We start from the raw sequence: 24,279 nt of genomic DNA on the forward strand, positions 1-24,279 counted from the left end.
ACGGATTTAAGGCAAAAGACGAGCCGGCAACAGGCGCATCAGCTGCGTATCGAACCAGGCCACGAAGGCCGGCGATGGCGCAGCATCGACCGCCAGGTACCACCAATCGGCGGCGGCGAAGGCACGGCACTTCACCGCGTCCTTTTCGGTCATCACCAACGGCAATGACGGTTTGAAATTCAAGGCTTGCACGCTGTAGTCGGCGTGATCGGCAAACGCATGCGGGACTGGCTGCCAGTGTAGCGTTTCGAGGGTCTTGAAGAAACGCTGCGGATTGCCGATCCCGGCCACGGCGTGCAGGGCCTGGCCAGCGGGAAAGTGGTCGAGGGAACGCCGTTCGCCGCTGTGCAGATTGACCAGTTCGGTGGGTTGAAGCTGGAAGGCAAAACCGCTGTCGCGATCGGCAGTTGCGCCGTTGTAGAGCACCGCGTCGACGCTTTGCAGGCGCTCGACCGGTTCGCGCAATGGCCCGGCGGGCAGGCAACGCTGGTTGCCCAGGCCGCGGGCGGCGTCGATCAGCACAAGTTCCAGGTCGCGGGCCAACCGATAATGCTGCATGCCGTCGTCGGAGAGGATCAGGTCCAACGGTTCACTCGCCAGCAGCGCCTTGACTGCACGGCTGCGGTCCGGATCGATCATCAACGGGATGCCGGTGCGCTGGACGATCAGCAGCGGTTCATCGCCTGCGATCTCGGCGCTTTGATCCGCCTCAACCCGCCACGGCAGTTGCGGCGGTTTGGCGCCGTAACCCCGGCTAACCACGCCGACCCGCAAACCGCTGCGCTGGCAATGCTGGATCATCCACAGAATCAGCGGCGTCTTGCCGGTGCCGCCGACGGTGATGTTGCCGACTACGATCAGCGGCACAGGTGGCTGATAGATCTCCCCTTCACCCGCCAGGAAGCGCTTGCGCTTGCTCATGACCACGCGCCGATACAGCCACTCAAGCGGCTGTAACAACTTCAGGGCCGGATGACCTTGGTACCACGCGTTGAGCAAGCGATCGGACATGGCCATCAGGGCGCGGGCGGCGCCGCCTCGACAGTGGTCATGCGCAGGTGGCTGAAACCAAGCTTGCCGGCGGCGTCCATGGCGGTGATGACGGACTGATGCTGAGTCTTGCCATCAGCGCTGATGGACAGCGGCAGGTTGGTGTCGCCACTGGATTCCTTCTGCAGTGCGTCCATCAGAGTGGCCAGATCGTTTTTCGGCAACAATTGGTTGTTCACCGAAAAAACGCCTTCGGCACTGATGGCAACGTCCAGATGTTTGACCTGCTGGTCTTCGGCTGGCGAACCGCTGACCGCTTCCGGCAGATCAACGCGCAACTGGGTTTCACGGGTAAACGTGGTGGTCACGACGAAAAACAGCAGCAGGATAAACACCACGTCGATCAGCGACGCGAGGTTGATGTCCACATTCTCCCGTTGCTTGCGGCGGAATTTCACGCTTTGCCCCCATTCAGGTCAACATCACGGTCGCCCTGCACCACCTCGACCAGCTTGATCGCTTCCTGCTCCATGCCCACCACCAGTTCATCGATCCGGCGCTGCAGGAAACGGTGGAAGAATACCGACGGGATACCGACCATCAGGCCTGCAGCGGTGGTTATCAGCGCCTTGGAGATACCACCGGCCAATACGGCGGCGTTGGTGGTCATGCCCGAGCCCATGAATGCGCTGAAGATATCGATCATGCCCAATACCGTCCCCAACAGACCCAGCAACGGGGCCATGGCGGCGATGGTGCCCAGCGCATTGATGTAGCGTTCGAGCTCGTGGATGACCCGCGCGGCAGCCTCTTCGATGCACTCTTTCATGATCTCGCGACCATGCCTGGAGTTGGCCAGACCGGCAGCCAGGATCTCGCCTAGCGGAGAGTTGGCGCGTAGTTCCTTGAGTTTGTCTTTATTGAGTTGTTTGTCCTTGATCCACACCCAGACCTGCCCGAGCAAATGCTCCGGGGTCACACGGCTGGCTCGTAGGGTCCAGAGACGCTCGGCGACGATCGCCATGGCCGCGATGGAACTCAGAATGATCGGTATCATCATCCATCCGCCGGATTTGACCAATTCCCACACAGTGACAGTCCCCTCGAAAAAGTGCGCCACTCTAACATAGGGGGTGAGCGCACCGAAGACCGTGATGTCGCATCCGGTCGGGCTTTAATAACTCCGGGTTATTGCGCAGAGCGCCAGAAACGCCGTTCTTGACGCATCGTCCACGGCGGCTTGAAGCGTCCCAGTTGCAGACGGATGGCGCCCTGTTCGGCACTGTCATAGATCAACATGCCGCGCTTTTGATAGCGCGCCATGACCGTAGGATGGGGATGACCGAATGAATTGCCCTGGCCGCGGGAGATCAACACCGCTTTGGGTTGCAGCCCGTTGAGCAGCGTCATTGAAGATGAGCTGCGGCTGCCGTGATGCGGCGCCTGCAGCCAGTCCGTAGGTACCGCCAGCGGGCTGTCGAGCAGGGCTCGCTCGGCTGCGGCGTCTATATCACCGGTCAGCAACATGCGCTCACCGTTGGCTTCTATCTGCAGGACGCAGGATTTTTGATTGCTGTCGTTGGCTGATGACCATTGCCAGAGCTCGAACCTTACATCGTCCCAGACCCATTGCTTGCCGCTCTCGCAGCCCTCTGCCTGCAGCTCTGCAGGCAGCGCAAGGGGATCGCCACTGACGACCCGCTTCACCGGCAGACCATTGGCAACGGCCCGGGCGCCGCCAGCATGATCGGCGTCGGCGTGACTGATCAGCATCAGATCGAGCCCATCCACGCCCAGTTTGCGTAACGCAGGCAGCACCACCCGCTCGCCCAGGTCAAAATCGCCGAAACGTGGTCCAGTGTCATACAACAACGTGTGATGACGGGTGCGCACCAGAATCGCCAGACCCTGGCCGACATCCAACTGCCAGACTTCGGCGATGCCTTCAGGCAAAATTTGCCGGGGCGCAAAAACCAGCAACAGCAGCATCGGCCAGCCCATCGAGCGAAACGGCACACCCCGAGGCATTAATAAAAGAAAGGCACCCAGTGTGCCGAGTGCCCATGTCCACAACGGGATCGCCACCGGCACCCACGCGGGCACGTAGCCGGCCATCAACGCAAGGCCCTTGAACAAAAGGTCGATCAAACCGCCTGCCAACCACAGCAGCCCTTCGCCCACATAAGGAAGGGGTAAAAACAACGTCCCCAGCAACGCCGGAGGCAGCACGACCAGACTGATCCACGGCACCGCCAGCAAATTGGCCATTGGCCCGCTGAGACTGATCGGCAACCCAAGCACCAGCAGCAATGGGCACAGACCGATCGCGATCAGCCATTGGGCGCGGGTCCACGTTTGCCACCAACGCCATGAGCCCAACCGACCACCAAAGGTGAAAATCAACACCGCCACCGCCGCGAATGACAACCAGAAACCCGGTTGCAGGCTCGCCAACGGGTCCAGCAGCAAAACGCCATTGAGCGCCAACAACAATGGCCACCAGGCACCGAGGTGACGAAATCGCAGCCGCCACAACAGCACCAGGCCGATCATCACGCAGGCCCGCCGCACCGGGACTTCGAATCCGGCCAGCAGCCCGTAACTGAGAGCGGCCGCGAACGCCAGTCCACAGGCCCAAGGCAGCCAAGGCAAGCGTATGGGCCATAGGCCATAACGGGCCATCCCGGCGATCAGCAGATACACCAACCCGGCCAGCAACCCGATGTGCTGTCCGGAAATCACCAACAGATGGACGGTGCCGGTGTCTTGCAGCACCTGCCAGTCTTCGCGACTCAATCCGGCGCCATCCCCCAGCACCAACGCTGTCAGCGCACCGGTTCGCCCCTGAGCATCCACGGACTGCAAACGCTGTCGAATGCCGTCGCGCCAGGCCCACCGGGTTTCCATTAGCCGTTCGCCATCCTTGACCGTCCCGGTTGCGCCAACGCGTTGCGCCAGCAGCCAGGCGTCGTAATCGAAGGCATGGGGATTGAGCAACCCGGCAGGACGCTTCAACTTGATTGCCAGTCGCCATCGTTCGCCGCTGTGCACCGGGGGTCCGTCGTACCAGGCCAGGCGAATCAGTTGCGGCAACTTACCGTGTCGAGACCGCGCGTCCGCCAGTTCGAAACGCACGACGGCCTCATTATTCTGGGGCAATCCCACCACCCGCCCTTCAACCCAGCGTGTTTCGCCATCGAGGCTGATCGGCAGTCGATCATCCAGTGCCCACTGCGCCTGCGCGCAAGCCCAACTGAAGCCGAACAGCAAAAATGCCAGTGGATAGATGCGAAACGGCAGCACCATCAAACCGATCACCGGCAGCAACATCCAAAACCAGACCGGCGGTAATACCGGTAAAAAACGCAGGATCAGCAGACCCAACGCCAGCGCCATCATCCCTGTGCGCATACGCCCGTCCTTGAGAGTCCCCTCCTAGGCATAGCCGGCTAACCGCACGGGCATCGTTATTAATTGTCACAAAGTCTGAATGGGCGGCTCATAGAATCCAGACATACTTGCCGCCTTAACCGACCGAGAAGCCTTATGCCCCGGCGCTTATTCAAACGTTACATGCCAGACCCGACCAGCATCAGGGAACACAAATCCTTACGCTTTCTCGGCACTCTGCTGCATGACCCGAACCTCTGGCACCTCAACCGCCATTCCGTCGCACGGGCCATGGCTGTTGGTCTGTTCGCGGCATTTCTGCCAATTCCGTTGCAGATGCTGGTGGCCGCCATACTTGCAATCATGGTTCGAGGCAACATGCCGATTGCGGTCAGTCTGGTCTGGCTGACCAACCCGATCACCATGCCAGCAGTGTTCTACTGCACTTACCAGACCGGCGCCTGGCTGATGGACGTCCCTGCACGCCATTTGCCGGATGAACTGACCTGGGAATGGATCAGCGGCGAACTCTCAACCCTTTGGCAGCCGTTTTTGCTCGGTTCAGTGGTGATGGGGCTGGTACTGGGTGCCCTCGCCTATTGCCTGACCATGATGTACTGGCGCTGGTGGGTTGGGCGGCAGTGGAGGCGGCGCAAGAAAAACCGGATGCAGTAAACGCAAAACGGCCTCCACATGGGAGGCCGTTTTTATTGCGGTGTCTGGACTGACGCCTTCGCGGGCAAGTCGGATCGCCGCACCGCTCGCTACAGGGTTCGCGCAAGACCTGTAGGAGCGAGGCTTGCCCGCGAAGGGCGCGCCACGGTATTGATCAGGTACGCATCCCGCGACCGCTGACCAGCAGCCGTGCGCAACCGATATACAACACGACGGTCGCCACCAGCATGAAGGTGATCGCCACGCTGATCCTGATGTCCGAAACGCCAAGAATGCCATAGCGGAACGCGTTGACCATGTGCAGCACCGGATTGGCCAGGGACACGGTCTGCCAGAACGGCGGCAGCAAGGAGATCGAGTAAAACACCCCGCCCAGGTACGTCAGCGGTGTCAGCACAAACGTCGGGATGATCGAGATGTCATCGAAGTTGCGTGCAAACACGGCGTTGATGAAGCCCAGCAGCGAGAAAATCGTCGCCGTCAGCACCACGACCAGAATGGTCACACCCAGGTGATGCACCTGCAAATGGGTGAAGAACAGCGACAGCAGGGTCACGATGATCCCGACCATCAAGCCGCGCAGCACGCCGCCCAGGGTGTAGCCGATCAGAATCGTATGCGGCGATACCGGCGACACCATCAATTCTTCGATGGAACGCTGGAACTTGCTGCCGAAGAAACTCGAGACCACGTTGCCGTAGGAGTTGGTGATCACCGACATCATGATCAGCCCCGGCACGATGTACTCCATGTAGGTGAAACCACCCATGTCACCGATCTGCCGGCCAATCAGATTGCCGAAGATCACGAAGTACAGAACCATGGTGATTGCCGGTGGCAGCAGCGTCTGCGGCCAGATCCGGGTAAAGCGTTTGACCTCTCGGTAAACGATGGTATTGAGGGCAACGAGGTTGGGTTGCAGCTCGGAACTCATACCGCCACCTTCGACAGATTTTTCTCCACCAGGGACACGAACAACTCCTCGAGGCGATTGGTTTTGTTACGCAGGCTCAGCACTTCGATGTTCTGCTGCGCCAATTGGGTGAACAGCGCGGTGATGCCCATGGCCTTGTCGACCTGAACTTCAAGGGTGTGGCTATCGAGCAGCTTGGTCGGGTAACCGAGCAACTGCGGCGCGGTTTGCAGCGTGTTTTGGACGTCTAGCAGGAACGTTTCCACATGCAGTTGGCCGAGCAACTGTTTCATGCTGGTGTTCTCGACGATGGTGCCGTGGTCAATGATGCCGATGTTGCGGCACAACTGCTCAGCCTCTTCCAGGTAGTGGGTGGTGAGGATAATGGTGATGCCTTTCCTGTTCAGCTCGGTGAGGAAGGTCCACATCGAGCGACGCAGTTCAATGTCCACACCCGCCGTCGGTTCGTCGAGGATCAGCAGGCGCGGTTCGTGAACCAGCGCACGGGCGATCATCAGGCGACGCTTCATGCCGCCAGACAGTGAACGCGACGGCGTATCGCGCTTGTCCCACAGGCCGAGCTGGGTCAGGTACTGCTCGGCGCGCTCCTTGGCGATTTTCGGCGGGATGCCGTAGTAACCGGCCTGGGTCACGACGATATCGAAGGTCTTTTCGAACTGGTTGAAGTTGAATTCCTGGGGCACCACGCCGATGGAGCGCTTGAGCTGCGCAGGATTCTTGTCCAGGTCGTGACCGAAGATATTCACCGTCCCGCTGGTCTTGTTCACCAGGGTCGAGAGAATGCCGATGGTTGTGGATTTGCCGGCGCCGTTAGGGCCGAGCAAGGCGAAAAAGTCACCTTCGGCGACGTCCAGATCGATACCACTCAAGGCCTGGAAACCGTTGCCGTAGGTTTTGGTTAGCTGCCGGATGGACAGAGCGGAACTCATATCGGATTTACGCACCAAGAAGGGAAGAAAGGGACAAATAAGGGCGGGCGGCGACGCATACAACCGCGGCGCGTGAGCGCAATGGTGCTTGTCGCCGCCAAACAAGTACAGTCAAGTGTGTCGATAGTGAGTATTAAGTCAACGCGGTCATCACCGCTTTCTGATACGCCGGACGCTGTTTCAGGCGTGCGTACCAGGCTTGGAGATGAGGCTGCGGCGCGCGTTCGATCGGTAACTCGAACCAGGCATAAATGAAACTGCCCAAAGGAATGTCGCCCATGCCGATCTCATCGCCGGACAGGTACGGTTGGGTCGCCAGCGCCTGGTCGACCATCGACAGCAAGCCGTCGCATTCTTTGATTGCAGCCTTGATGGCGGACCAGTCCTTCTGATCTGCCGGCGTGCGCAACACGCCCCAGAACACCGTACGGAACGGGCCGGCAAAACTTGACGTGGTCCAGTCCATCCATTTATCGGCGGTGGCGCGGGCCTGCAGATCCTCTGGATACCAGGCTGTGCCATTGGCGTGACGAGCCATCAGGTAACGCACAATGGCGTTCGATTCCCAAAGCACAAAGCCATCGTCTTCAATCACCGGCACGCGACCATTGGGGTTCATCGCGCGGTACTCCGGCGTATCGACTACACCAAAGGCGCCGCCCGCATCGATGGCTTCATAAGCCAGGCCCAGTTCCTCGGCGGCCCACAACGGTTTTCTGACATTCGATGAGTTTTTCCGACCCCAGATCTTCAGCATGACCGCCTCTTTATGGATGAATGCGCAGGCAGCATACGCCGGATCAGGCGCGACTCAAATCGCTCTGCAGGTCACCCAGCAACACTGGCAGTGTGTCGCTGAACAGATGCGGATAACACTTCTCCAGGTGCTCGAAAAAGAATGCTTCAGGCACGTCGGTGAACTGGCCGTGGTCGACCAGGTACTCCATCAACTGCTCGCCGTCGCGATTGAACGGATGGAATACGCTGTCGTTGATTCCGTCGAATTCCAGCGGTGCGACGTTGAACAGTTCGCACAGGCCTTGGTTGAACGCTGGCGTGGCTTTGACCCAGCGACCGTTCAGGTACAGCTCCGTATAGCCGTGCATGGCGAACACGTCGCTCTTGAGCAGCTCGAGCAACCGTGGCGTCGACAAATGATTGCGCACATCCGCCAGGCCGATCCGCGCGGGAATCCCGCAATGCCGGGCTGCGCCTGCCAGCAGTGTGGCTTTGGGCACGCAATAACTCTCCCCCGCTGCCAACGCATAACTGCCGCGCAAGGTGTCTGGGTCGCGACTGAAGGTATAAGGGTTGTAACGCACGGCTTCGCGCACAGCGTAATAGAGATTAATCGCCTGCTTGAGCGGGTCACGCCTGCTGCCGCGATGTTTTTCGGCGAACTCCACCACTGACGGGTGGTCACTATCGATGAAGCGGCCGGGACGCAGATACTCGTGCATGAGAACAATCTCCTGGGGAAGCCACGAGTCTAGCGACAGGTTCAGCACAGAGATAACGACGTTTCGGCCAAACATGGACGCTTTGCCGCCCGCCCACTGAACGATTTGCGCGGCCCGGTGCCAACCGGTCCTACAAAACTCATCGAAGGTTTCCCACGATTTCAATCACATTGCTCTGACCACCCTGTTTTGCGGATGCCGTCTAAGCTCTGAAGGTTGGTTTTGCCTTGGTTTCACGGAGGATTAAATATGCTGCTGTTGTGGATACTGGTTCTGGTTGTCGGGATTGCGTATTTAGCCCACCGTCGTATCGCCCCTCTGCCCGCCCTGTGCGTCGTTGCCGTTTATGTCGTGGCGATGGGCGCTTTCAGCCGCGCGCCAGGCGGGTTGCTGCTGGTTCTCTGGGCGTTGATCGCGGCTGTCGCTGCGCCCTTGTTGCTCCCCGACCTGCGCCGTAAATATTTCAGTGCGCCGCTGTTCAGCTGGTTCCAGAAAACCCTGCCGCCGATGTCGGAAACCGAGCGCGATGCGATCGATGCCGGCACCGTGTGGTGGGACGGCGAACTGTTCAGCGGTCGCCCGGACTGGAACACACTGCTGTCCTATCCAAAAGCGCAGATGAGCGAAGAGGAACAGGCCTTTATCGACGGCCCGACCGAAGAACTCTGCGCCATGGTCAGTGACTGGCAGATCGGTCAAACCATGGACCTGCCTCCCGAGGCCTGGACCTTCATCAAGGAAAACGGGTTCTTCGCCCTGATTATTCCCAAGGAGTTCGGCGGCAAGGGTTTCTCCGCCTATGCCCACTCGCAAGTGGCGATGAAACTGGCGACCCGCAGCGGCGACCTCGCGTCCACCGTGATGGTCCCCAACTCCCTCGGCCCCGCGGAATTGCTGCTGCATTACGGCACCGACGAACAACGCAACCATTACCTGCCCCGACTGGCGCGCGGTGACGACATCCCGTGCTTCGCATTGACCGGTCCACTGGCCGGCTCTGATGCCGGATCCATGCCCGACACCGGCGTGATCTGCAAAGGTGAATGGGAAGGCAAAGAAACCCTGGGCCTGCGCCTGAACTGGGAAAAGCGTTACATCACGCTGGGTCCGGTCGCCACCCTCCTCGGCCTGGCCTTCAAGGCCTACGACCCGGATCACCTGCTAGGTGAGGAGAAAGACCTGGGTATCAGTCTGGCGTTGATCCCGACCGATACCGCCGGTGTTGAAATCGGCCGCCGCCACTTGCCGTTGGGCGCGTCATTCATGAACGGACCGAACTCCGGCAAAGATGTATTCGTACCACTCGAGTTCCTCATCGGCGGCCAGGAAATGCTCGGCAAAGGCTGGATGATGCTGATGAACTGCCTGTCTGTAGGGCGTTCGATTTCGCTGCCTGCGGTCGGCACCGGCGCCGCCAAGTTCACCAGCCTGGTGACCGGCCAGTACGCTCAAGTCCGTGAACAATTCAATGTCCCACTGTCGGCCTTCGAAGGGATACAGGAAGCGATGGCGCGCATCGGCGGCAACGCCTGGATGATGGACGCTGCGCGGATGCTCACCGCCAACGCGGTGGACCTCGGTGAAAAACCATCGGTGCTGTCGGCGATTCTCAAGTACCACCTCACTGAACGCGGCCGCGAGTGCATCAGTCACGCCATGGATGTTCATGGCGGCAAGGCAATCATCATGGGACCGAACAACTACCTCGGTCGCAACTGGAATGGCGCGCCGATCTTCATCACCGTGGAAGGCGCGAACATCCTCTCGCGCAACCTGATGATCTTCGGTCAGGGCGCGATTCGCTGCCATCCATTCGTGCTTAAGGAAATGGCCCTCGCCGGTCGTGAGGACAAGGATCAGGCCCTCACCGAATTTGATGGTCTGCTGCTCAAGCACATCGGTTTTGCCGTGGGCAACGCCGCCAGCACCCTGGTGCTGAACCTTGGATTCGGCCATTTCGAACACATGCCGGGCAACAGGCTCAGCCAGGGTTACTTCCGCGCCCTCAATCGGCAGGCTGCCGCGTTCGCCATGCTCGCCGACCTGAGCATGATGCTGCTGGGCGGTGAACTGAAACGACGCGAACGTCTATCGGCTCGCTTGGGGGATGTGCTCAGCAACATGTACCTGGCCTCTGCCGCGCTCAAGCGTTACCACGACCTCGATTCACCGGAACACATGGCGCCGCTGTTTACCTGGGCCATGGAAGAAAGCCTTGGTCAGTCGGAGCGTGCGCTGGATGAACTGTTGACCAACTTCCCGAACAAGGTGTTGGGTTGCCTGCTGCGGGTGATCGTGTTCCCGTTCGGTCGTCGTCACAAAGGGCCGTCGGATAAACTCGGCGCCGAAGTGGCCGCCGTCATCGGCCGCGCCAAAGGCGATCCAACCCTGGAAGAGTTGCTCGGCGGTTGCTACCGTCCGCAATCGGCCGAAGATGCTGTCGGCGCTCTGCAACACGCCTGCAATCTGCTGAACGCTGCGCAACCGTTGCAGAAAAAGCTGCGTGTGGCGCTGAAAAGCGGTCAGGTCAAACCGGCTGCAGGAGAACACGCCATCGATGCTGCACTGGAAGCTGGGGTGTTGCAGCCAGTGGAAGCGCAAACCCTGCGTGACGCCGAAGCGGCGCGGCGCAAGGTGATCGATGTCGATGATTTCGACAAAGAGGAGCTGGCGCTGGCAGACGGAAAGGTCCGCTGATCCATGTTCCTGTACTCTCTGCCATGTAAAAACGGGCGCAGGGGCTTTATACTCCTGCGCCCGTTTTGCTCTTGAGGACTTATCTCGTGTCCAATGTCGTTGCCGACCATCTCGTCTTGCTTGACCACTTGCGCAGCATCCTGGTCGCCGTGGGTGAGGCCGAACAGGTTCCCGAAGAAAGCCATGCCTTGTTCCTGGAGCGCTTCGACGAACTGCGTGCATTGCTGCCGGTCGACCCGATCGAAAGCCAATACCTGGGCCAGGACATTCTGTGCCAGGTGATCACCCGCTATCCGCAAATCGCCCACTTGGTTCCGCGCGACCTGCTGTGGTACTTCGCCGGTGACTGCCTGCATTACATGCCCGACGATGAAATCGACTTGTACCAGGCGCTGGAAGAACGTCGCTTCGAAGCCGAACAAAACGACGAACCGTTTGACTGGAACCAGGAAAAACAGCTGTTGGCGATGTCGAACCAGGACAGCAAGCACTGATCCACGGTCAGAAATGCAAAAGGCCCGCATGGTTGAACAGGCGGGCCTTTTTTTGATCTTCGCTTCAGAGCAACCCATCACTCTCCGGCAACTCATACGCCGCCGCGACCTTGCCCGAATCACTCAACTTGCCTGGCTTGCTCAGGGTCGGTTCCTTTTCCAGGCACTCCACCAGATAGTCGATCAGCACCCGTAACTTCGGTGGCAGATAACGGGTTGGCGAATGCAGCAGCCAGGCACCGCCGTGGTATGACGCCAGAAAGGTCCAGTCCGGCAGCACCTGCACGATCAGCCCCTGCTCCAGCGCATAACGCGCGGTGAAGTACGGCAGGCTGCCAATCCCGATGTGCTGCAACACCGCGCCTAACCGCACGCCGGTGTGATTGGCCGCATAACGTCCGCGTACACCAACGGTTACAGCCTTGGTGCCTCTCTTGAATTTCCAGCGCGCATCGCTCGGGGTTTCGCCCAGGTAGATGCAGCTGTGGTTGAGCAAATCGTGAGGATGAGTCGGTGTGCCGTGTTCGGCCAGGTATTGCGGGGTTGCACAGAGTAAATGATCGATGGTCAGCAATTGCCGCCCTACCAGTCCAGCGGGTGGCCGATCAGTAATACGAATCGCCAGATCAACATTGTCGTCGATCAAATCCACCTGGCGGTCTTCAAGTAACAACTCCACATCCACTTTGGGATAACGGCGCAGAAATTCCGGCATATGCGGGTGAATCACGAATCGCCCCACGGCTTTGGGAACGCTGACTCGCACCAGCCCTTCAGCCTCCTGGGTGAACTGACCGCTGATTTCCATCACCGACTTGGCTGCACTGACCATCTCCTGGCAACGCTTGAACACCTCTTCGCCACCGTCGCTCAAGCGCAACTTGCGCGTGGTTCGTTGCAGCAAACGAGTGGCGAGCGCCTTCTCCAGACGCGAAATGCTGCGACTGACCGCCGAGGGTGAAGCACCCAACTGGCGAGCTGCCTCGGAGAAGCTGCCGGTCTCGACAACCTTGACGAAAATCGCCATTTCACCAAGCAGCGGCAGTGGAAGATTTATGCTCACAACGCAACAGTCCTTTGATGTTTGAACGGATTATCACGCAATTCCACGCTTCATATAATAAAAAATAGAATTGTTAATAGGGCATGGAATATGACGCTTCGCCTCTTTTTCCATAGTGATGACCTCAAGGCTAATGTGGAAGTCCTGGATTGCACGCCCCACGAGAACGAATTTGCCGTGGTGCTGCGCGCCACGTTGTTTCACCCCCAGGGCGGTGGACAGCCCTTTGACACCGGCTGGATCGGCGAAAGCCGGGTGCTGCGCGTGGTTCAGGATCCGGACCGGATCATCCATTTCGTCGACCACCCGGTAAAACTCGGCATGACTCAGATTCGGGTCGACGACCAACGCCGCCAGTTGAATACCCGTATGCATTCTGCCGGCCATCTGATCGGCCACTTCGTCCAGGCCATGGGCTGGATGCCGATCAAGGCTCATCACTGGCCGGGCGAAGGACGTGTGCAGTTCAAACCGGCGGATTCAGCACAGGACGTTGATGCCCAGACCATTCAGTACGGCATTGAGCAATGGATCGCCCATGACCTGCCGCGTCTTACGTCACTGCGCGAAGGCGCCCGGGAAATCGGTTTCGGTGAACTGCCCGCCTACGGTTGCGGCGGCACCCATGTCCGTAGTCTGAAGGATTTGGGCACGGTCACGATCGCGTCCCTTTCGCAGAAGAAAGGCACGCTGTCAGTCCACTACAGCGTGGATTGAGCACATGGGCGATGCCGCTCTCGTCATCGCCTGAGCCGGGGGAGCCCGCGTTCGCGGGTTCTGTTGACTATCTGATAGATGGACCTAAGACATGATGCTTGACGTCGAGCGTCTCGATGAGACGTGCATAAAAAAACTGGCCAACGAAGAAGTCCTCGCCATCCGCGTCAAAGGCTTGTTGCCCAAGCCGCTGGCTATTCAGATTGGCGACAAGATCCTCGCCCCGGGCTTCGAAGGCTATATCAATGCGCCGAGCATCGGCCGTATCGGCATGGCGTTTTATGAAGCGGAAAACCAGCCGCTGCTGATCGAAGATTATTTCGAACGCGCCACCCGCAACATTGCGGAATTGCGCAACCGGTGTGCGCCCTTTTCGTCCCCCGTCGACACCCTGCGCTGCATGCTCGATGAGTCCTGGCCGGCGGGGGCGCACCTGGAAAATCTCTACGGCCGCAAGATGTATGTCGGGCTGTCCCGGGTGGTGAAACCCGGGATCTGCTTTCTGGCCCACCACGATATTTTCGCCAAGGACGCTCCGGACAGTTACCAGGCCAGAAGCCTGGAAGCGCAGTTTGCCTGCAATGTTTACCTGAACATGCCCACCGAGGGGGGTGCACTGCAGATGTGGGACCACGACATTTCTGCGGATCAGTTCGACGAAATGCGTGGCGACAGTTACGGCATCGATCCGGCTCTGCTGGGCACTCCGGCCCTGGAGATTCTTCCCGAACCCGGTGATTTCATCATGTTCAATTCGCACTGCATGCACTCAGTGACACCGGGTGTGGCCGATCCGCGCTTGAGCCTTTCGTTCTTTGTCGGCTATCGCGGCAATGCTTCACCCCTTACTTTCTGGAGTTGAGATGCTTTCGAATTACCTGGGCGAGTTTCTGGCGCTGGCAACTATCCACTTTCTGGCCGTGGTCGCACCCGGACCGGACTTCGCAGTGACCATCCGTCAGAGCGTGCGCTTCGGTCGATTGGTCGGGATTTGCACGGCGCTGGGCATCGGCGCAGGCATTTCGGTGCATGTGCTTTACACGCTGCTCGGCGTCGGCGCGTTGATGCACACGACGCCCTGGCTATTGACGGTGGCCAAGGTGGTGGGCGGTGCCTACATTCTGTACCTCGGCGTCAGCCTAGTGCGCAGCAAACCCAAAACCGTACTGGAGGGCGACAAGAGCGCAGACGAGCCGGTTATCGAGCAAACGTTGCTGAAGGCCTTTACCACGGGCTTCCTGACCAACGCCACCAACCCCAAGGCCACACTGTTTTTCCTGGCAATCTTCACCACCATCATCAGCGCTACGACACCTCTGAAGATTCAGGCGCTGTATGGGGTCTGGATGTGCTTCGTGAACGCGCTGTGGTTTGTCATCGTCGCGCTATTCTTTTCCAGCACCCGGGTGCGCTTGCTGTTCATGCGCATGGGGCACTGGTTCGAACGCACCATGGGGGTGATTCTGATCCTGTTCGCTGGACGCTTGATTCTGTCGATGTAAACCCTGCGCCCGTGGAAAAGGCCCGCTCAGTCAGACTGGCGGGCCTTTTACGTTTCTGCGCCGCTTTTGCATTTCTGTGCGACAGATCCCACTTCAGGGACTCCCCTACCGCTCCCTCGTGGTGTTAGTTTGGAAAAGTTTCTGTCTCATCGATCAGAAACTTCTCACAAACTGCCTGCAAAGGAATGCCCCCAGCAATGAATTTCTCACTCAAGCACTTGGCTGCGTCAACCCTGATACTGGCCAGCTTTTCGTCGTTCACCCTGACAGCGCACGCCAACATCACCCCGCAACAGAGCGCGGCCATCCTCAAAACTTTCAGTGACGCATCGGTAACGGATTTCAGGCAGTTCCTGGGAGGCCTGGCCAAAAGCGACCTAGCCAAAACCAACGATCTCGGCCCGGCCATCAGTACCTTCCTCGACAACAAGCCGCTTTCCGCTGAACAGCAGAACGAAATCCATCGCCTGCTGAGCCTCTACACGCGCGTGAAGTACGGCAAGCAGGCCCTCGAAACGCTGCGCGAACTGGTGGAAATCCCGACCTTCCGCAAGGAAGGTGTCGCTCAGCACGACAATCCGGAATTCCTGAAGATCGCCGACAAGATCAAAGACCTGGCGAAATCGTTCAACTTGAACTTCCGCAACATCGACAACCGCGTCTATGAAATATCCCTCGAAGGCAGCGGCGACGAAGTCGTGGGCATTCATGCTCACGCCGATGTGGTGCCGGTGACGCCGGAGAACTGGGTGCTGAAGGATGGCACCAAACTCGATCCATTCAAGATAACGCTGATCGGTGACCGCATGTATGGCCGGGGCACCGAAGATGACAAGAACGGCATCGTCGTGGCGCTGTACGCGATGAAGGTGATCAAGGAAGAGAAGCTGCCGCTGGCGCGCAATTTCAAGCTGCTGGTCGACACCACCGAAGAAACCACCGGTGACGCCATCCCGTATTACTTCGAACACAACCCGACACCCAACTACAACCTGGCGCTGGATGGCGGCTACCCGGTGGTGATCGCCGAGAAAGGCTACGGCACGGTGATGGCCAATTTCCTTAAGCGCAAAGCCGAGGGCAAAGGCGCGGAAATCATTTCGATGACCGGTGGCCTGGCGACCAACCAGATTCCGTCCGCTTCGGTGGTCACCCTGCTGACTGACAAGCCCGCCGAACTGGCCGCCAGCCTGCAGAAGGCCGGTGCTGATTATGCCAAGCGCAACGGCAGCGATTTCGAAGTGAGCGCCAAGGTCGTCGGCAAAGACGTCAAACTGACCTTCACCGGCGTCTCTGCCCACTCCTCCGAGCCAGAATCCGGCGTCAACCCGGTGGCGAGGATGCTGGACTTCATCCACAGTCTGGACAGCAAGGTCGCGCTCAAGCACAACCACATCACTGACGCGGCCCGTTACGCCGCCGACAACTGGGGCCTGGACTACAAGGGTGGCAAGTTGGGCGTTGGTTTCTCCGATGCGTTCATGGGCCCGCTGACCACGTCCCTGACCTACGTCGGCATGGATGACAAAGCCTTCAAACTCGCGGTCAACCTGCGGGTGCCAAAGGGCAAGTCCCCCGAAGTGCTCAAGGCCGAAATCGCCGATAAGCTTGGCGCCTGGAGCAAGAAGACCCACATTTCGCCAGCCTTCGACTACTCGATCGCCGAGCCGATGTACCGCAACCCTGAGGGTGAATGGGTCAAGGCCCTGCTGGCCGTGGCCAGCGAGAACCTTGGCATGGAACACAAATACGGCACCTCTGCCGGCGCCACCTCGGTCCATGAGCTGCCCAATGGCGTGCAATTCGGTCTGGCCAGGCAGGAGGTCAAGTACACCGGCCACACCGACAACGAGTTCAAGACCGTCGACCAGTTCCTGCTGGACCTGCAGATCGTGACCGAGATGATGGGGCGCATCGGGCAGTTGCCGAAACTCTGATTCTCTTTCGGACCCGCTGTTCAGGCGGGTCCGACGCTTTGATCGTCTTGATTCCAATACAAACAAAAAAAGGACCTTAAGGTCCTTTTTTATGGATGACGCACAAACAAAAACGCCGCTCATTGCTGAGCGGCGTTTTCGTTAAATATGGAGCGGGAAACGAGACTCGAACTCGCGACCCCGACCTTGGCAAGGTCGTGCTCTACCAACTGAGCTATTCCCGCAAATGGCGTCCCCTAGGGGACTCGAACCCCTGTTACCGCCGTGAAAGGGCGGTGTCCTAGGCCACTAGACGAAGGGGACACGCTAACTGAAACACATGGTGTGTATTTCAGTGCCCAAATCCGCATCCGAAGATACCGGTTCTGGTTTCACTCAGCCCTGCCCGAAAGCAACGCTGTTTAAAATTGGAGCGGGAAACGAGACTCGAACTCGCGACCCCGACCTTGGCAAGGTCGTGCTCTACCAACTGAGCTATTCCCGCATATGGCGTCCCCTAGGGGACTCGAACCCCTGTTACCGCCGTGAAAGGGCGGTGTCCTAGGCCACTAGACGAAGGGGACACACGTACAACATTCACTCCCAACTGCGTTTCGCTGTGTGCTTTACGCTGTAAGTGGCGCGCATTCTATGGATGGATTGAGGGGTCGTCAACCCCCAGATATAAATTTATTTAAATCAATGACTTCGCCCTGCTTTGAGACACTAATCCGGCTTTTCCGTCGCCCGGCGTTTGACGCCTATATTCTGACATCCACCAAGACGTTATAGTCCGCCCACGAAAGATGATGGCAATGTGCACCTCGCACGCTATTACTTATATAAGCAGGAACGCTGCCGATACAGGCAGTACAGTAGCCGATTCAACTCGCCGAGCGGCGCTATGCGTCCCAATGCCAAGCCACTACACTCGCACGCGAACCCCATAAAGAGGTCTTACCGGTGACACCACTCATGATCACCCTGCTAGTCGTAGCCGGGATCGCACTATTGATCGCCATTGGCTACATGAACCATGTGGTGGAAAACAATAAGCTGGAAAAGGCCCGCGCCAAGGTTGAGCTCAACGATCGTCTGCGTCGTTGCGGCGAAATCACCGAGACCTTTCCCGGCCAGTTGATGACACCGGCGCTCAAGCTGCTGTTGACCCGACTGGAACTGAACGTCTGCCAACGCCTGCTCCATCTGGAAAAAACCAGCTCCAACCTCAAGGCACGGATTGGTGAATTGAGCGCCTTGGTCGGCCAGGGCGAATCAATCCCTGTCAACAACCCGCCGGCACCGATCCAGACCGAAGCCAAAGCCAAGGACGTACGCTTCCTGCTCGAAGCCCTGCACGGCCAAATCACCCGCGCCGCACAGGACGGCTTCCTGCCCACCAACGAAGCCAAACGCTGGATCCGCGAAGTTCGCCACTTCCTGGTCCTGCTGCATATCGAATTCTTCAACAACCTCGGCCAGCACGCCCTGCAACAGAACCAGCCCGGCCAGGCCCGCCTGGCGTTCGAACGCGGCGTGCAATACCTGCGAAAACAACAGGAACCCCAAATCTACGCCGAACAGTTGGAATACCTGGAAAAACTCCTAGCTCGCGCCAACGCACAAGTCATGGACAACATCGCCCCGGTAGAAGGCGAAATGAACCAGCTGACCGAAGGCCTCAAAGACGTCGAGGCCGATGCGGACTGGAAGAAAAAAGTGATCTACGACTGATCAGAGAAAGCAGAAAAGCCACCGAAACAGGTGGCTTTTTTTTGCGTTGAGTTTGGCGTGTACACCCAGGAAAGACAGGTCGGCGATCAGGCAGCCTTCGCCCATGTACATCTAGAGCCTGAAGTGCCCCACCATCCCCTTCAACTCAACCCCCAACTGCGCCAACTCAATACTGGAAGCCGCATTCCCCTGCATCGCCAACGAAGACTGATCCGCACTGGCCCGAATACTCGTGACACTGCGATTAATCTCCTCAGCCACTGAACTCTGCTCCTCGGCAGCCGCTGCAATCTGCTGATTCATCTGCTGAATCAATGACACTGCCGCCGCAATACTCCCCAGCGCACTCTCAGTCTGCAACGCATCACTCACCGCCAGCTTCACCAACTCCCCACTGCTCTGAATCTGCTGAACAGAAGACTGAGCCGCCGAGCGCAAGGCACTCACCAGTCGTTCGATCTCCTCGGTCGATTGCTGAGTGCGCTTGGCCAGTGCCCGCACTTCATCGGCCACCACCGCAAAGCCCCTGCCCTGCTCGCCGGCTCGAGCCGCTTCAATGGCGGCGTTGAGGGCCAACAGATTGGTCTGTTCGGCCACACTCTTGATGACACTCAGCACCGTACCGATGTTCTGGATTTGCGCACTCAAACTTTCGATGCTCGAACTGGCCGAGGTGGCTGAATCCGCCAACTGCTCGATCCGCGCCATGCTCTGGCGCACCACCTGCTGACCACTTTCAACCTTACCGTCAGCCGTTTGCGCCGCCTGGGCAGCCTCCTCCGCGTTACGTGCAACGTCATGCACGGTGGCGGTCATCTGATTCATCGCGGTAGCCACCTGTTCGGTTTCTTCCTTCTGGCTACTGACTTCAAGATTGGTCTGCTCAGTCACCGCCGACAGCGACTGCGCTGAACTGGCCAACTGTTCGATGCCCGCCTGCAAACCGCTGACAATACTGCTCAGCCCAGCGCCCATCTGCTGCATGGCCTGCATCAACTGCCCGATCTCGTCACGGCGGGTCACTTCAACCGTCGCACTCAAATCGCCAGAGGCAATTTGTTGAGCAACACGGATCACACTGCGCAGCGGTGCCACAATCAAACGGGTAATCACCCAGGCCGCAATCAGCCCGACCAGCAGCGCCAGCGCCGACGAACCGATGATCAGCAGCGAGTTCTTTTTCAGCTCCGTCTGCATCGACTGGTCTTCGGCGACATAGGCCTGATCCACCCGTTCCACCACCTGCGCAGCGCGCTGGTGCAGCTGTTGATAGACGATCTTTTCCTGCGCCAGCAGGCCGGTGTACTCGGCGAGTTTTTCGCTGAATCCGCCAATGTGCCCGACCACTTCATTGAGGACAGTTTGGTAACCCTCATCCTTGACCGTGGTTTTCAGCTGCTCGGCCTGGTTCAGTGCCTGGTCGGCCTGCTCAATCTTGCCCTGCCCTGCGCTGTCGTCGCCCTTGCGGCTCAGGTCCAGGCGCACACGTGCTTCGTTCATGGCTTGCAACATCAACCGCGACACCTGGCTGACCTGATTGGCTTGTTCGATGAACTGCCCGCCGTCCTTGCCTTCGGATTCCTTCAAGGTATAAGCGCCGTCATCGGCCAGCCCGGCCTGCAGCACGTCGAGATTATTGGCCACGCTGGACACCGACCAACTGGCCATCTCCAGCGCCAGGTCTTTGGCCTGGCTCAGCGAGACGAACTCGTCAAAGGCCTTGCGATAAGCCCCCAAGGACTGCTCGACGTCATTCATCACCGGCACGTTGGCCGCAGACGCTGCTTTCAGTTGGGTCGCCAGGGCGATCAGGCCGTCAACGCCTTCGTGCAGGGCATCGGCGGTTTTGGGGTTGCCGTGCAAGGCGTATTCCTGCTCGAGCAGTCTCACCTTGAGCAAACCGCTGTTGAGCGACGACATCTGCTTGAGCCCGTCGAAACGCTGGCTGATGGTTTGCAGGGACCATACGCCGATGGCCGCCACCACGGCGGTCAACAGCAGCACCAGTACAAACCCGACACCCAGTTTTTTCGCCATACCGAGGTTGGCAAAACGTCCTTGCACGGCCGAAATCATTGCACTTAGTCCCCTGACATAGTCTGTTGACGCAGATTCGCAACGGGCCTGTATCAACACAAGTCTCTGGCGTCGGAATAATGGCAAAAAGCTACGCTCCCGTCGTTTTCAGAACGTTTGAGGTCGATCCAGAGCGGTGGCCTGAAAAAATGCCCGGGCTCGCGGATCACAGGCATAAGCCACATTGATGCGCTGCCAGTCATTGGCCTCTCCGGTGGGACTGAATGCCGTCGCAGAAGATAACAGCACACCGAAGCGCTGTGCCTGAGTCCGCACCTGAGCGTAGTCGGACCTTCGCGATCGTGCCCAGATGAACAGGCCTCCGACCGGCTTGCCGAAGACCTCCCACTCGGCGTCTTCAAGCACTTGCAACGCCGCCTCCCTGTCATTGCTCAAGCGCTGGCGCTGGCGCTGTACCAATTTGCGGTAGGCACCGTTGGCCAACAGGCTTGCCAGCACCGACTCACAAAACCGTGAAGCGCCCATGCTGCTGATCATCTTGACCTCGGCCAGCCGCGAGATAACCCCGGCGCCAGCCACGACAAAACCGACCCGCAACGAACTGCTGAGGGTTTTGGAATAACTGCCGACGTAGATCACGTTGTCATCAATATCGAGCGCGGCGAGACGCGTACCGGGGCCGCTGTGCAAATCCGCATAGACGTCGTCTTCGATAACCAGAAGGCCATAGGTTTTGGCCAGTTGCAGAACCCGCTGAGCCACCGCCGGCGCAAGGCAGCTGCCCGTCGGGTTGTGATAGAAACTATTGATGAAGATCCCGCGAGGTCGGTCCTTCACCAGCAACGCCTCAAGCGCTTCAATGTCCGGCCCGCGCGGGGTTCGCGGCACCTCGATCATGCTGACACCGTGCAGCCTGAGCAGATCGAACAGCAAGCAATAACCGGGATTCTCCACCACCACGCAATCACCCGGCTTGAACAAGGTCCGCACAATCAGGTCAAGCCCTTGACTGGCACCCGCCGTTGTCAATATCTGGCTTTCCTCCACCACGATATCCAGCTGTTTCAGGCGTTTGTGGATCTGCTGGCGCAAGACTGGCAGGCCCAGCGGCGTGCTGTAGTTGAACAAACCAGCCATGTCGGTGCGGCTGACCTGACAGATCGCGTAGCTCAAGTCGTCCGTTTCGCGCCAGCTCTCGGGCAGTCCGCCACACCCCAATTTGAGTTCGCCCGAGGTGCCGCCCTGTGTCACTTCTGCCCCCTCGAACCAGGGGCAATCCTGTGGTCCCTGAGCGACCAGCGCTGGAGTGGCGACAATGAAACCGGCGCCATGACGCGACGCCAGCACCCCTTGAGCCACCAGACGCTCACAGGCTTCAACGACGCAGGACTGACTGAGCAAATTGATCCGGGCGATTTGCCGCACGGAAGGCAAACGCGTCCCTGGCGGCACCTCGCCACGGCGAAGCCAGCAGGCTAGCGCGTCGACGATTTGCTGTACGACCGGCACCAATGCCCGTCGATCGATTCTCAACTCCATGAGCAAGCAAACTCCTGTCCGTTTTGCGGGAAACAGTTAATCACAGGAGCGGTCGATGAGCTGTGCGATAACGCCGCCAAATCCCTCGGTTCTAACCATTTGAAACACATTGTCCGGCCCCTTTAAGGAACCGAAAAAAAACCCGCACAAATGCGGGTTTTTTCCTACGTTGCAGCGCCTGGTTTCAGAACGCTGTCACGCCACCGTCCACCGCCAGTGAATGCCCCGTGGTGAACGCTGCGCCGTCGCTGCACAGGTACAGCACCGCACTGGCAATTTCCTCGACCTTGCCGATGCGCCCGACCGGGTGCATGGCATTGGCGAACTCGCCTTTCTTCGGGTCGGCTTCATAGGCACGGCGGAACATGTCGGTGTCGATCACGGCGGGACACACCGCGTTCACCCGAATCTTTTTCTTGGCGTATTCGATGGCCGCCGACTTGGTCAGGCCGATCACCGCGTGTTTCGACGCCGCGTAAATGCTCATCTTCGGCGCAGCCCCAAGGCCGGCTACCGAAGCGGTGTTGACGATCGCACCGCCGCCTTGGGCCAGCAGCAATGGCAACTGGTACTTCATGCACAACCAGACGCCTTTGACGTTGACGCCCATAATCGCGTCGAACTCATCGACCGTGCCTTCGGCCAGCTTGCCTTTCTCGATCTCGATGCCGGCATTGTTGAAGGCATAGTCGAGACGGCCGTAGGTATTGACCACCTCGTCCATCAGATTTTTTACATCGCTTTCCAGCGTGACGTTGCAGCGCACGAAGGTGGCTTCACCGCCAGCGGTACGAATCAGCGCCACCGTGCCCTCACCACCTGCCGCGTCCAGGTCGGCCACTACCACTTTCAAGCCTTCAGCGGCGAACGCCTGGGCGGTCGCGCGGCCAATACCATTGGCGGCGCCCGTCACAACGGCGACCTGGCCAGAAAACGTCATGCTCATTGTTATGTCCTTGAAGAGAAGATGCGGGGGATCACGTGTTCTCAGTCTAGCCACAGGGGCCTGCGGCACGGCAGCACTATCAGAAGGCCGGTTGGGCGCCCATGAGTGACAGTGATAAAACCGCCAGTTCGACTATCACTGCACTGGATCGATGTGCATTCGCCGCATTAGCCAAACTTGCGGCATCGTTCATGAAGGTCTATCAACAAGTCTTCATTCATCTTGAGTGCCTGTCATGACTACCCAGACCAATCGCCAGTTCCTGCTTGCCAAACGTCCGGTGGGCGCGGCGACCCGCGAGACCTTCACCTATCAAGAAGTACCGGTCGGCGAACCGGCTGCGGGTCAAATTCTGGTCAAAAACGAATACCTGTCCCTGGACCCGGCCATGCGTGGCTGGATGAACGAGGGCAAGTCCTACATCCCGCCAGTCGGTATCGGCGAAGTGATGCGCGCATTGGGTGTAGGCAAAGTCGTTGCCTCGAATAATCCGGGCTTTGCGGTCGGGGACTACGTCAACGGTGCTCTGGGTGTGCAGGATTACTTTCTCGGCGAGCCACGAGGTTTCTACAAGGTCGATCCGAAACTGGCGCCGCTGCCGCGTTATCTGTCGGCGCTGGGCATGACCGGGATGACAGCTTATTTCGCCCTGCTCGATGTCGGCGCGCCTAAGGCGGGTGACACCGTGGTGTTGTCAGGTGCTGCGGGTGCGGTAGGCAGCATTGCCGGGCAGATCGCCAAGATCAAAGGTTGCCGCGTAGTCGGCATTGCCGGGGGGGCGGACAAATGCCAGTTCCTGATCGACGAACTGGGTTTTGACGGTGCCATCGATTACAAAAACGAAGACGTCCATGCCGGCCTCAAGCGCGAATGCCCGAAAGGGGTCGATGTGTATTTCGATAACGTCGGCGGCGATATCCTCGACGCAGTGTTGAGCCGTCTGAACATGAAGGCGCGGGTGGTGATCTGTGGCGCCATCAGCCAGTACAACAATAAGGAAGCGGTCAAAGGCCCGGCCAACTACCTGGCGCTGCTGGTCAACCGCGCGCGGATGGAAGGCTTTGTGGTGATGGACTACGCCGCGCAGTTCGCCGCCGCCGGGCAAGAAATGGCCGGCTGGATGGCCAAGGGGCAGCTCAAGAGCAAGGAAGATATTGTTGAAGGACTGGAGACGTTCCCGGAGACGCTGATGAAGTTGTTCAGCGGTGAGAACTTCGGGAAGTTGGTGTTGAAGGTTTAAAAGCTTCGCGGGCAAG

General features: G+C 58.9%; 22 protein-coding genes, 4 tRNA genes and 1 pseudogene. 10 read left to right on the forward strand and 17 right to left on the reverse strand.

What is annotated here, in order from left to right:
* Window positions 1–6 precede the first annotated feature (6 nt).
* The 4 genes from lpxK to ACYZT0_RS18415 all read right to left on the reverse strand — a co-directional run bounded on the left by lpxK (window position 7) and on the right by ACYZT0_RS18415 (window position 4,401).
* On the reverse strand, window positions 7–1,017 hold the full coding sequence (gene lpxK, locus ACYZT0_RS18400; RefSeq protein WP_462042434.1) for a tetraacyldisaccharide 4'-kinase: 1,011 nt from the start codon (window positions 1,015–1,017) through the stop codon (window positions 7–9).
* The gene (locus ACYZT0_RS18405; protein ID WP_056742736.1) at window positions 1,017–1,448 is read right to left on the reverse strand and encodes an ExbD/TolR family protein; all 432 of its coding nucleotides are present in this window, start codon (window positions 1,446–1,448) and stop codon (window positions 1,017–1,019) included. Before ACYZT0_RS18405 ends, lpxK begins: the two co-directional genes overlap by 1 nt.
* Complete coding sequence (locus ACYZT0_RS18410) at window positions 1,445–2,080, reverse strand: MotA/TolQ/ExbB proton channel family protein (protein ID WP_046049059.1); 636 nt, start codon at window positions 2,078–2,080, stop codon at window positions 1,445–1,447. Before ACYZT0_RS18410 ends, ACYZT0_RS18405 begins: the two co-directional genes overlap by 4 nt.
* 98 nt (window positions 2,081–2,178) lie before the next feature.
* Entirely contained in the window at window positions 2,179–4,401 is a 2,223-nt protein-coding gene (locus ACYZT0_RS18415; protein ID WP_462042435.1) for a DNA internalization-related competence protein ComEC/Rec2, read from the reverse strand.
* A gap of 135 nt (window positions 4,402–4,536) precedes the next feature.
* Between ACYZT0_RS18415 and ACYZT0_RS18420 the strand changes: the two genes are divergently transcribed.
* Window positions 4,537–5,055 (forward strand): DUF2062 domain-containing protein, encoded by a 519-nt coding sequence (locus ACYZT0_RS18420; protein ID WP_462042436.1) that lies wholly within the window; start codon window positions 4,537–4,539, stop codon window positions 5,053–5,055.
* 154 nt (window positions 5,056–5,209) lie between these two features.
* Here ACYZT0_RS18420 and ACYZT0_RS18425 read toward each other — a convergent pair whose 3' ends face one another.
* The 4 genes from ACYZT0_RS18425 to ACYZT0_RS18440 all read right to left on the reverse strand — a co-directional run bounded on the left by ACYZT0_RS18425 (window position 5,210) and on the right by ACYZT0_RS18440 (window position 8,378).
* A complete protein-coding gene (locus tag ACYZT0_RS18425) occupies window positions 5,210–5,989 on the reverse strand; it encodes an ABC transporter permease (RefSeq protein WP_140676293.1) in 780 nt (259 codons plus the stop codon).
* Window positions 5,986–6,918, reverse strand: coding sequence for an ABC transporter ATP-binding protein (locus ACYZT0_RS18430; RefSeq protein ID WP_462042437.1), 933 nt, complete (start codon window positions 6,916–6,918; stop codon window positions 5,986–5,988). Before ACYZT0_RS18430 ends, ACYZT0_RS18425 begins: the two co-directional genes overlap by 4 nt.
* Before the next feature lie 133 nt (window positions 6,919–7,051).
* Window positions 7,052–7,675 (reverse strand): glutathione S-transferase family protein, encoded by a 624-nt coding sequence (locus tag ACYZT0_RS18435; RefSeq protein WP_462042438.1) that lies wholly within the window; start codon window positions 7,673–7,675, stop codon window positions 7,052–7,054.
* A 43-nt stretch (window positions 7,676–7,718) separates the two neighbouring features.
* Complete coding sequence (locus ACYZT0_RS18440; RefSeq protein WP_462042439.1) at window positions 7,719–8,378, reverse strand: transglutaminase-like domain-containing protein; 660 nt, start codon at window positions 8,376–8,378, stop codon at window positions 7,719–7,721.
* Between the two features lie 249 nt (window positions 8,379–8,627).
* Between ACYZT0_RS18440 and ACYZT0_RS18445 the strand changes: the two genes are divergently transcribed.
* Together ACYZT0_RS18445 and ACYZT0_RS18450 are read left to right on the forward strand one after the other, a co-directional pair.
* Window positions 8,628–11,075 (forward strand): acyl-CoA dehydrogenase, encoded by a 2,448-nt coding sequence (locus ACYZT0_RS18445; protein ID WP_462042440.1) that lies wholly within the window; start codon window positions 8,628–8,630, stop codon window positions 11,073–11,075.
* 86 nt (window positions 11,076–11,161) lie between these two features.
* Window positions 11,162–11,569, forward strand: coding sequence for a PA2817 family protein (locus ACYZT0_RS18450; protein WP_007905217.1), 408 nt, complete (start codon window positions 11,162–11,164; stop codon window positions 11,567–11,569).
* A gap of 64 nt (window positions 11,570–11,633) precedes the next feature.
* Here the strand turns inward: ACYZT0_RS18450 and ACYZT0_RS18455 are convergent, their stop codons facing one another.
* Window positions 11,634–12,632 carry a LysR family transcriptional regulator gene (locus tag ACYZT0_RS18455; protein WP_462042441.1) on the reverse strand — a complete coding sequence of 333 codons (999 nt, stop codon included), beginning with the start codon at window positions 12,630–12,632 and terminating at the stop codon, window positions 11,634–11,636.
* 90 nt (window positions 12,633–12,722) lie between these two features.
* Here ACYZT0_RS18455 and ACYZT0_RS18460 point away from each other — a divergent pair, with 90 nt between their 5' ends.
* The 4 genes from ACYZT0_RS18460 to ACYZT0_RS18475 all read left to right on the forward strand — a co-directional run bounded on the left by ACYZT0_RS18460 (window position 12,723) and on the right by ACYZT0_RS18475 (window position 16,788).
* Window positions 12,723–13,349: an alanyl-tRNA editing protein gene (locus ACYZT0_RS18460; RefSeq protein ID WP_462042442.1), complete on the forward strand. Its 627-nt coding sequence runs from the start codon at window positions 12,723–12,725 to the stop codon at window positions 13,347–13,349.
* Window positions 13,350–13,440: 91 nt separating this feature from the next.
* Window positions 13,441–14,211, forward strand: a complete 771-nt coding sequence (locus ACYZT0_RS18465) for a 2OG-Fe(II) oxygenase (RefSeq protein ID WP_462042443.1) — start codon at window positions 13,441–13,443, stop codon at window positions 14,209–14,211.
* Window position 14,212: 1 nt separating this feature from the next.
* A complete protein-coding gene (locus ACYZT0_RS18470; RefSeq protein ID WP_462042444.1) occupies window positions 14,213–14,851 on the forward strand; it encodes a LysE family translocator in 639 nt (212 codons plus the stop codon).
* A gap of 197 nt (window positions 14,852–15,048) precedes the next feature.
* Window positions 15,049–16,788 (forward strand): dipeptidase, encoded by a 1,740-nt coding sequence (locus ACYZT0_RS18475; RefSeq protein WP_462042445.1) that lies wholly within the window; start codon window positions 15,049–15,051, stop codon window positions 16,786–16,788.
* Window positions 16,789–16,936: 148 nt separating this feature from the next.
* Here the strand turns inward: ACYZT0_RS18475 and ACYZT0_RS18480 are convergent.
* The 4 genes from ACYZT0_RS18480 to ACYZT0_RS18495 all read right to left on the reverse strand — a co-directional run bounded on the left by ACYZT0_RS18480 (window position 16,937) and on the right by ACYZT0_RS18495 (window position 17,351).
* Window positions 16,937–17,012 (reverse strand) — tRNA-Gly (locus ACYZT0_RS18480).
* Window positions 17,013–17,015: 3 nt separating this feature from the next.
* Window positions 17,016–17,091, reverse strand: a tRNA-Glu gene (locus ACYZT0_RS18485).
* A gap of 105 nt (window positions 17,092–17,196) precedes the next feature.
* Window positions 17,197–17,272, reverse strand: a tRNA-Gly gene (locus ACYZT0_RS18490).
* 3 nt (window positions 17,273–17,275) lie between these two features.
* Window positions 17,276–17,351 (reverse strand) — tRNA-Glu (locus tag ACYZT0_RS18495).
* Window positions 17,352–17,742: 391 nt separating this feature from the next.
* Here ACYZT0_RS18495 and ACYZT0_RS18500 point away from each other — a divergent pair.
* Complete coding sequence (locus tag ACYZT0_RS18500) at window positions 17,743–18,501, forward strand: hypothetical protein (RefSeq protein ID WP_462042446.1); 759 nt, start codon at window positions 17,743–17,745, stop codon at window positions 18,499–18,501.
* 111 nt (window positions 18,502–18,612) lie between these two features.
* Here the strand turns inward: ACYZT0_RS18500 and ACYZT0_RS18505 are convergent, their stop codons facing one another.
* The 4 genes and pseudogenes from ACYZT0_RS18505 to ACYZT0_RS18520 form a co-directional block, all read right to left on the reverse strand.
* Window positions 18,613–19,494, reverse strand: a complete 882-nt coding sequence (locus tag ACYZT0_RS18505; RefSeq protein WP_462046598.1) for a methyl-accepting chemotaxis protein — start codon at window positions 19,492–19,494, stop codon at window positions 18,613–18,615.
* A pseudogene (locus ACYZT0_RS18510) lies at window positions 19,474–20,577 on the reverse strand (HAMP domain-containing protein); the annotation flags it as partial. The gene ACYZT0_RS18505 and the pseudogene ACYZT0_RS18510, both read right to left, overlap by 21 nt.
* A gap of 108 nt (window positions 20,578–20,685) precedes the next feature.
* Window positions 20,686–22,077: an aminotransferase-like domain-containing protein gene (locus tag ACYZT0_RS18515; RefSeq protein WP_462042447.1), complete on the reverse strand. Its 1,392-nt coding sequence runs from the start codon at window positions 22,075–22,077 to the stop codon at window positions 20,686–20,688.
* Between the two features lie 184 nt (window positions 22,078–22,261).
* Window positions 22,262–23,023: an SDR family oxidoreductase gene (locus ACYZT0_RS18520; protein ID WP_046054395.1), complete on the reverse strand. Its 762-nt coding sequence runs from the start codon at window positions 23,021–23,023 to the stop codon at window positions 22,262–22,264.
* Between the two features lie 101 nt (window positions 23,024–23,124).
* On the opposite strand from ACYZT0_RS18520, the gene ACYZT0_RS18525 reads away from it, so the two are divergent.
* Window positions 23,125–23,262 (forward strand): hypothetical protein, encoded by a 138-nt coding sequence (locus ACYZT0_RS18525; protein ID WP_462042448.1) that lies wholly within the window; start codon window positions 23,125–23,127, stop codon window positions 23,260–23,262.
* Entirely contained in the window at window positions 23,259–24,263 is a 1,005-nt protein-coding gene (locus ACYZT0_RS18530; RefSeq protein WP_461977921.1) for an NADP-dependent oxidoreductase, read from the forward strand. The genes ACYZT0_RS18525 and ACYZT0_RS18530 overlap by 4 nt, the downstream gene beginning before the upstream one ends.
* Window positions 24,264–24,279 lie beyond the last annotated feature (16 nt).

The sequence above is a fragment of the Pseudomonas sp. ZS1P83 genome (assembly GCF_054897825.1).

Excerpts from the sequence above, each read along its gene's own strand:
- lpxK (WP_462042434.1), bottom strand. The coding sequence starts at position 1,017 with ATGGCCATGTCCGATCGCTTGCTCAACGCGTGGTACCAAGGTCATCCG.
- ACYZT0_RS18415 (WP_462042435.1), bottom strand. The coding sequence starts at position 4,401 with ATGCGCACAGGGATGATGGCGCTGGCGTTGGGTCTGCTGATCCTGCGT.
- ACYZT0_RS18420 (WP_462042436.1), top strand. The coding sequence starts at position 4,537 with ATGCCCCGGCGCTTATTCAAACGTTACATGCCAGACCCGACCAGCATC.
- ACYZT0_RS18425 (WP_140676293.1), bottom strand. The coding sequence starts at position 5,989 with ATGAGTTCCGAGCTGCAACCCAACCTCGTTGCCCTCAATACCATCGTT.
- ACYZT0_RS18430 (WP_462042437.1), bottom strand. The coding sequence starts at position 6,918 with ATGAGTTCCGCTCTGTCCATCCGGCAGCTAACCAAAACCTACGGCAAC.
- ACYZT0_RS18435 (WP_462042438.1), bottom strand. The coding sequence starts at position 7,675 with ATGCTGAAGATCTGGGGTCGGAAAAACTCATCGAATGTCAGAAAACCG.
- ACYZT0_RS18440 (WP_462042439.1), bottom strand. The coding sequence starts at position 8,378 with ATGCACGAGTATCTGCGTCCCGGCCGCTTCATCGATAGTGACCACCCG.
- ACYZT0_RS18445 (WP_462042440.1), top strand. The coding sequence starts at position 8,628 with ATGCTGCTGTTGTGGATACTGGTTCTGGTTGTCGGGATTGCGTATTTA.
- ACYZT0_RS18460 (WP_462042442.1), top strand. The coding sequence starts at position 12,723 with ATGACGCTTCGCCTCTTTTTCCATAGTGATGACCTCAAGGCTAATGTG.
- ACYZT0_RS18465 (WP_462042443.1), top strand. The coding sequence starts at position 13,441 with ATGATGCTTGACGTCGAGCGTCTCGATGAGACGTGCATAAAAAAACTG.
- ACYZT0_RS18470 (WP_462042444.1), top strand. The coding sequence starts at position 14,213 with ATGCTTTCGAATTACCTGGGCGAGTTTCTGGCGCTGGCAACTATCCAC.
- ACYZT0_RS18475 (WP_462042445.1), top strand. The coding sequence starts at position 15,049 with ATGAATTTCTCACTCAAGCACTTGGCTGCGTCAACCCTGATACTGGCC.
- ACYZT0_RS18500 (WP_462042446.1), top strand. The coding sequence starts at position 17,743 with ATGATCACCCTGCTAGTCGTAGCCGGGATCGCACTATTGATCGCCATT.
- ACYZT0_RS18505 (WP_462046598.1), bottom strand. The coding sequence starts at position 19,494 with ATGCAGGCCATGCAGCAGATGGGCGCTGGGCTGAGCAGTATTGTCAGC.
- ACYZT0_RS18515 (WP_462042447.1), bottom strand. The coding sequence starts at position 22,077 with ATGGAGTTGAGAATCGATCGACGGGCATTGGTGCCGGTCGTACAGCAA.
- ACYZT0_RS18520 (WP_046054395.1), bottom strand. The coding sequence starts at position 23,023 with ATGAGCATGACGTTTTCTGGCCAGGTCGCCGTTGTGACGGGCGCCGCC.
- ACYZT0_RS18525 (WP_462042448.1), top strand. The coding sequence starts at position 23,125 with ATGAGTGACAGTGATAAAACCGCCAGTTCGACTATCACTGCACTGGAT.
- ACYZT0_RS18530 (WP_461977921.1), top strand. The coding sequence starts at position 23,259 with ATGACTACCCAGACCAATCGCCAGTTCCTGCTTGCCAAACGTCCGGTG.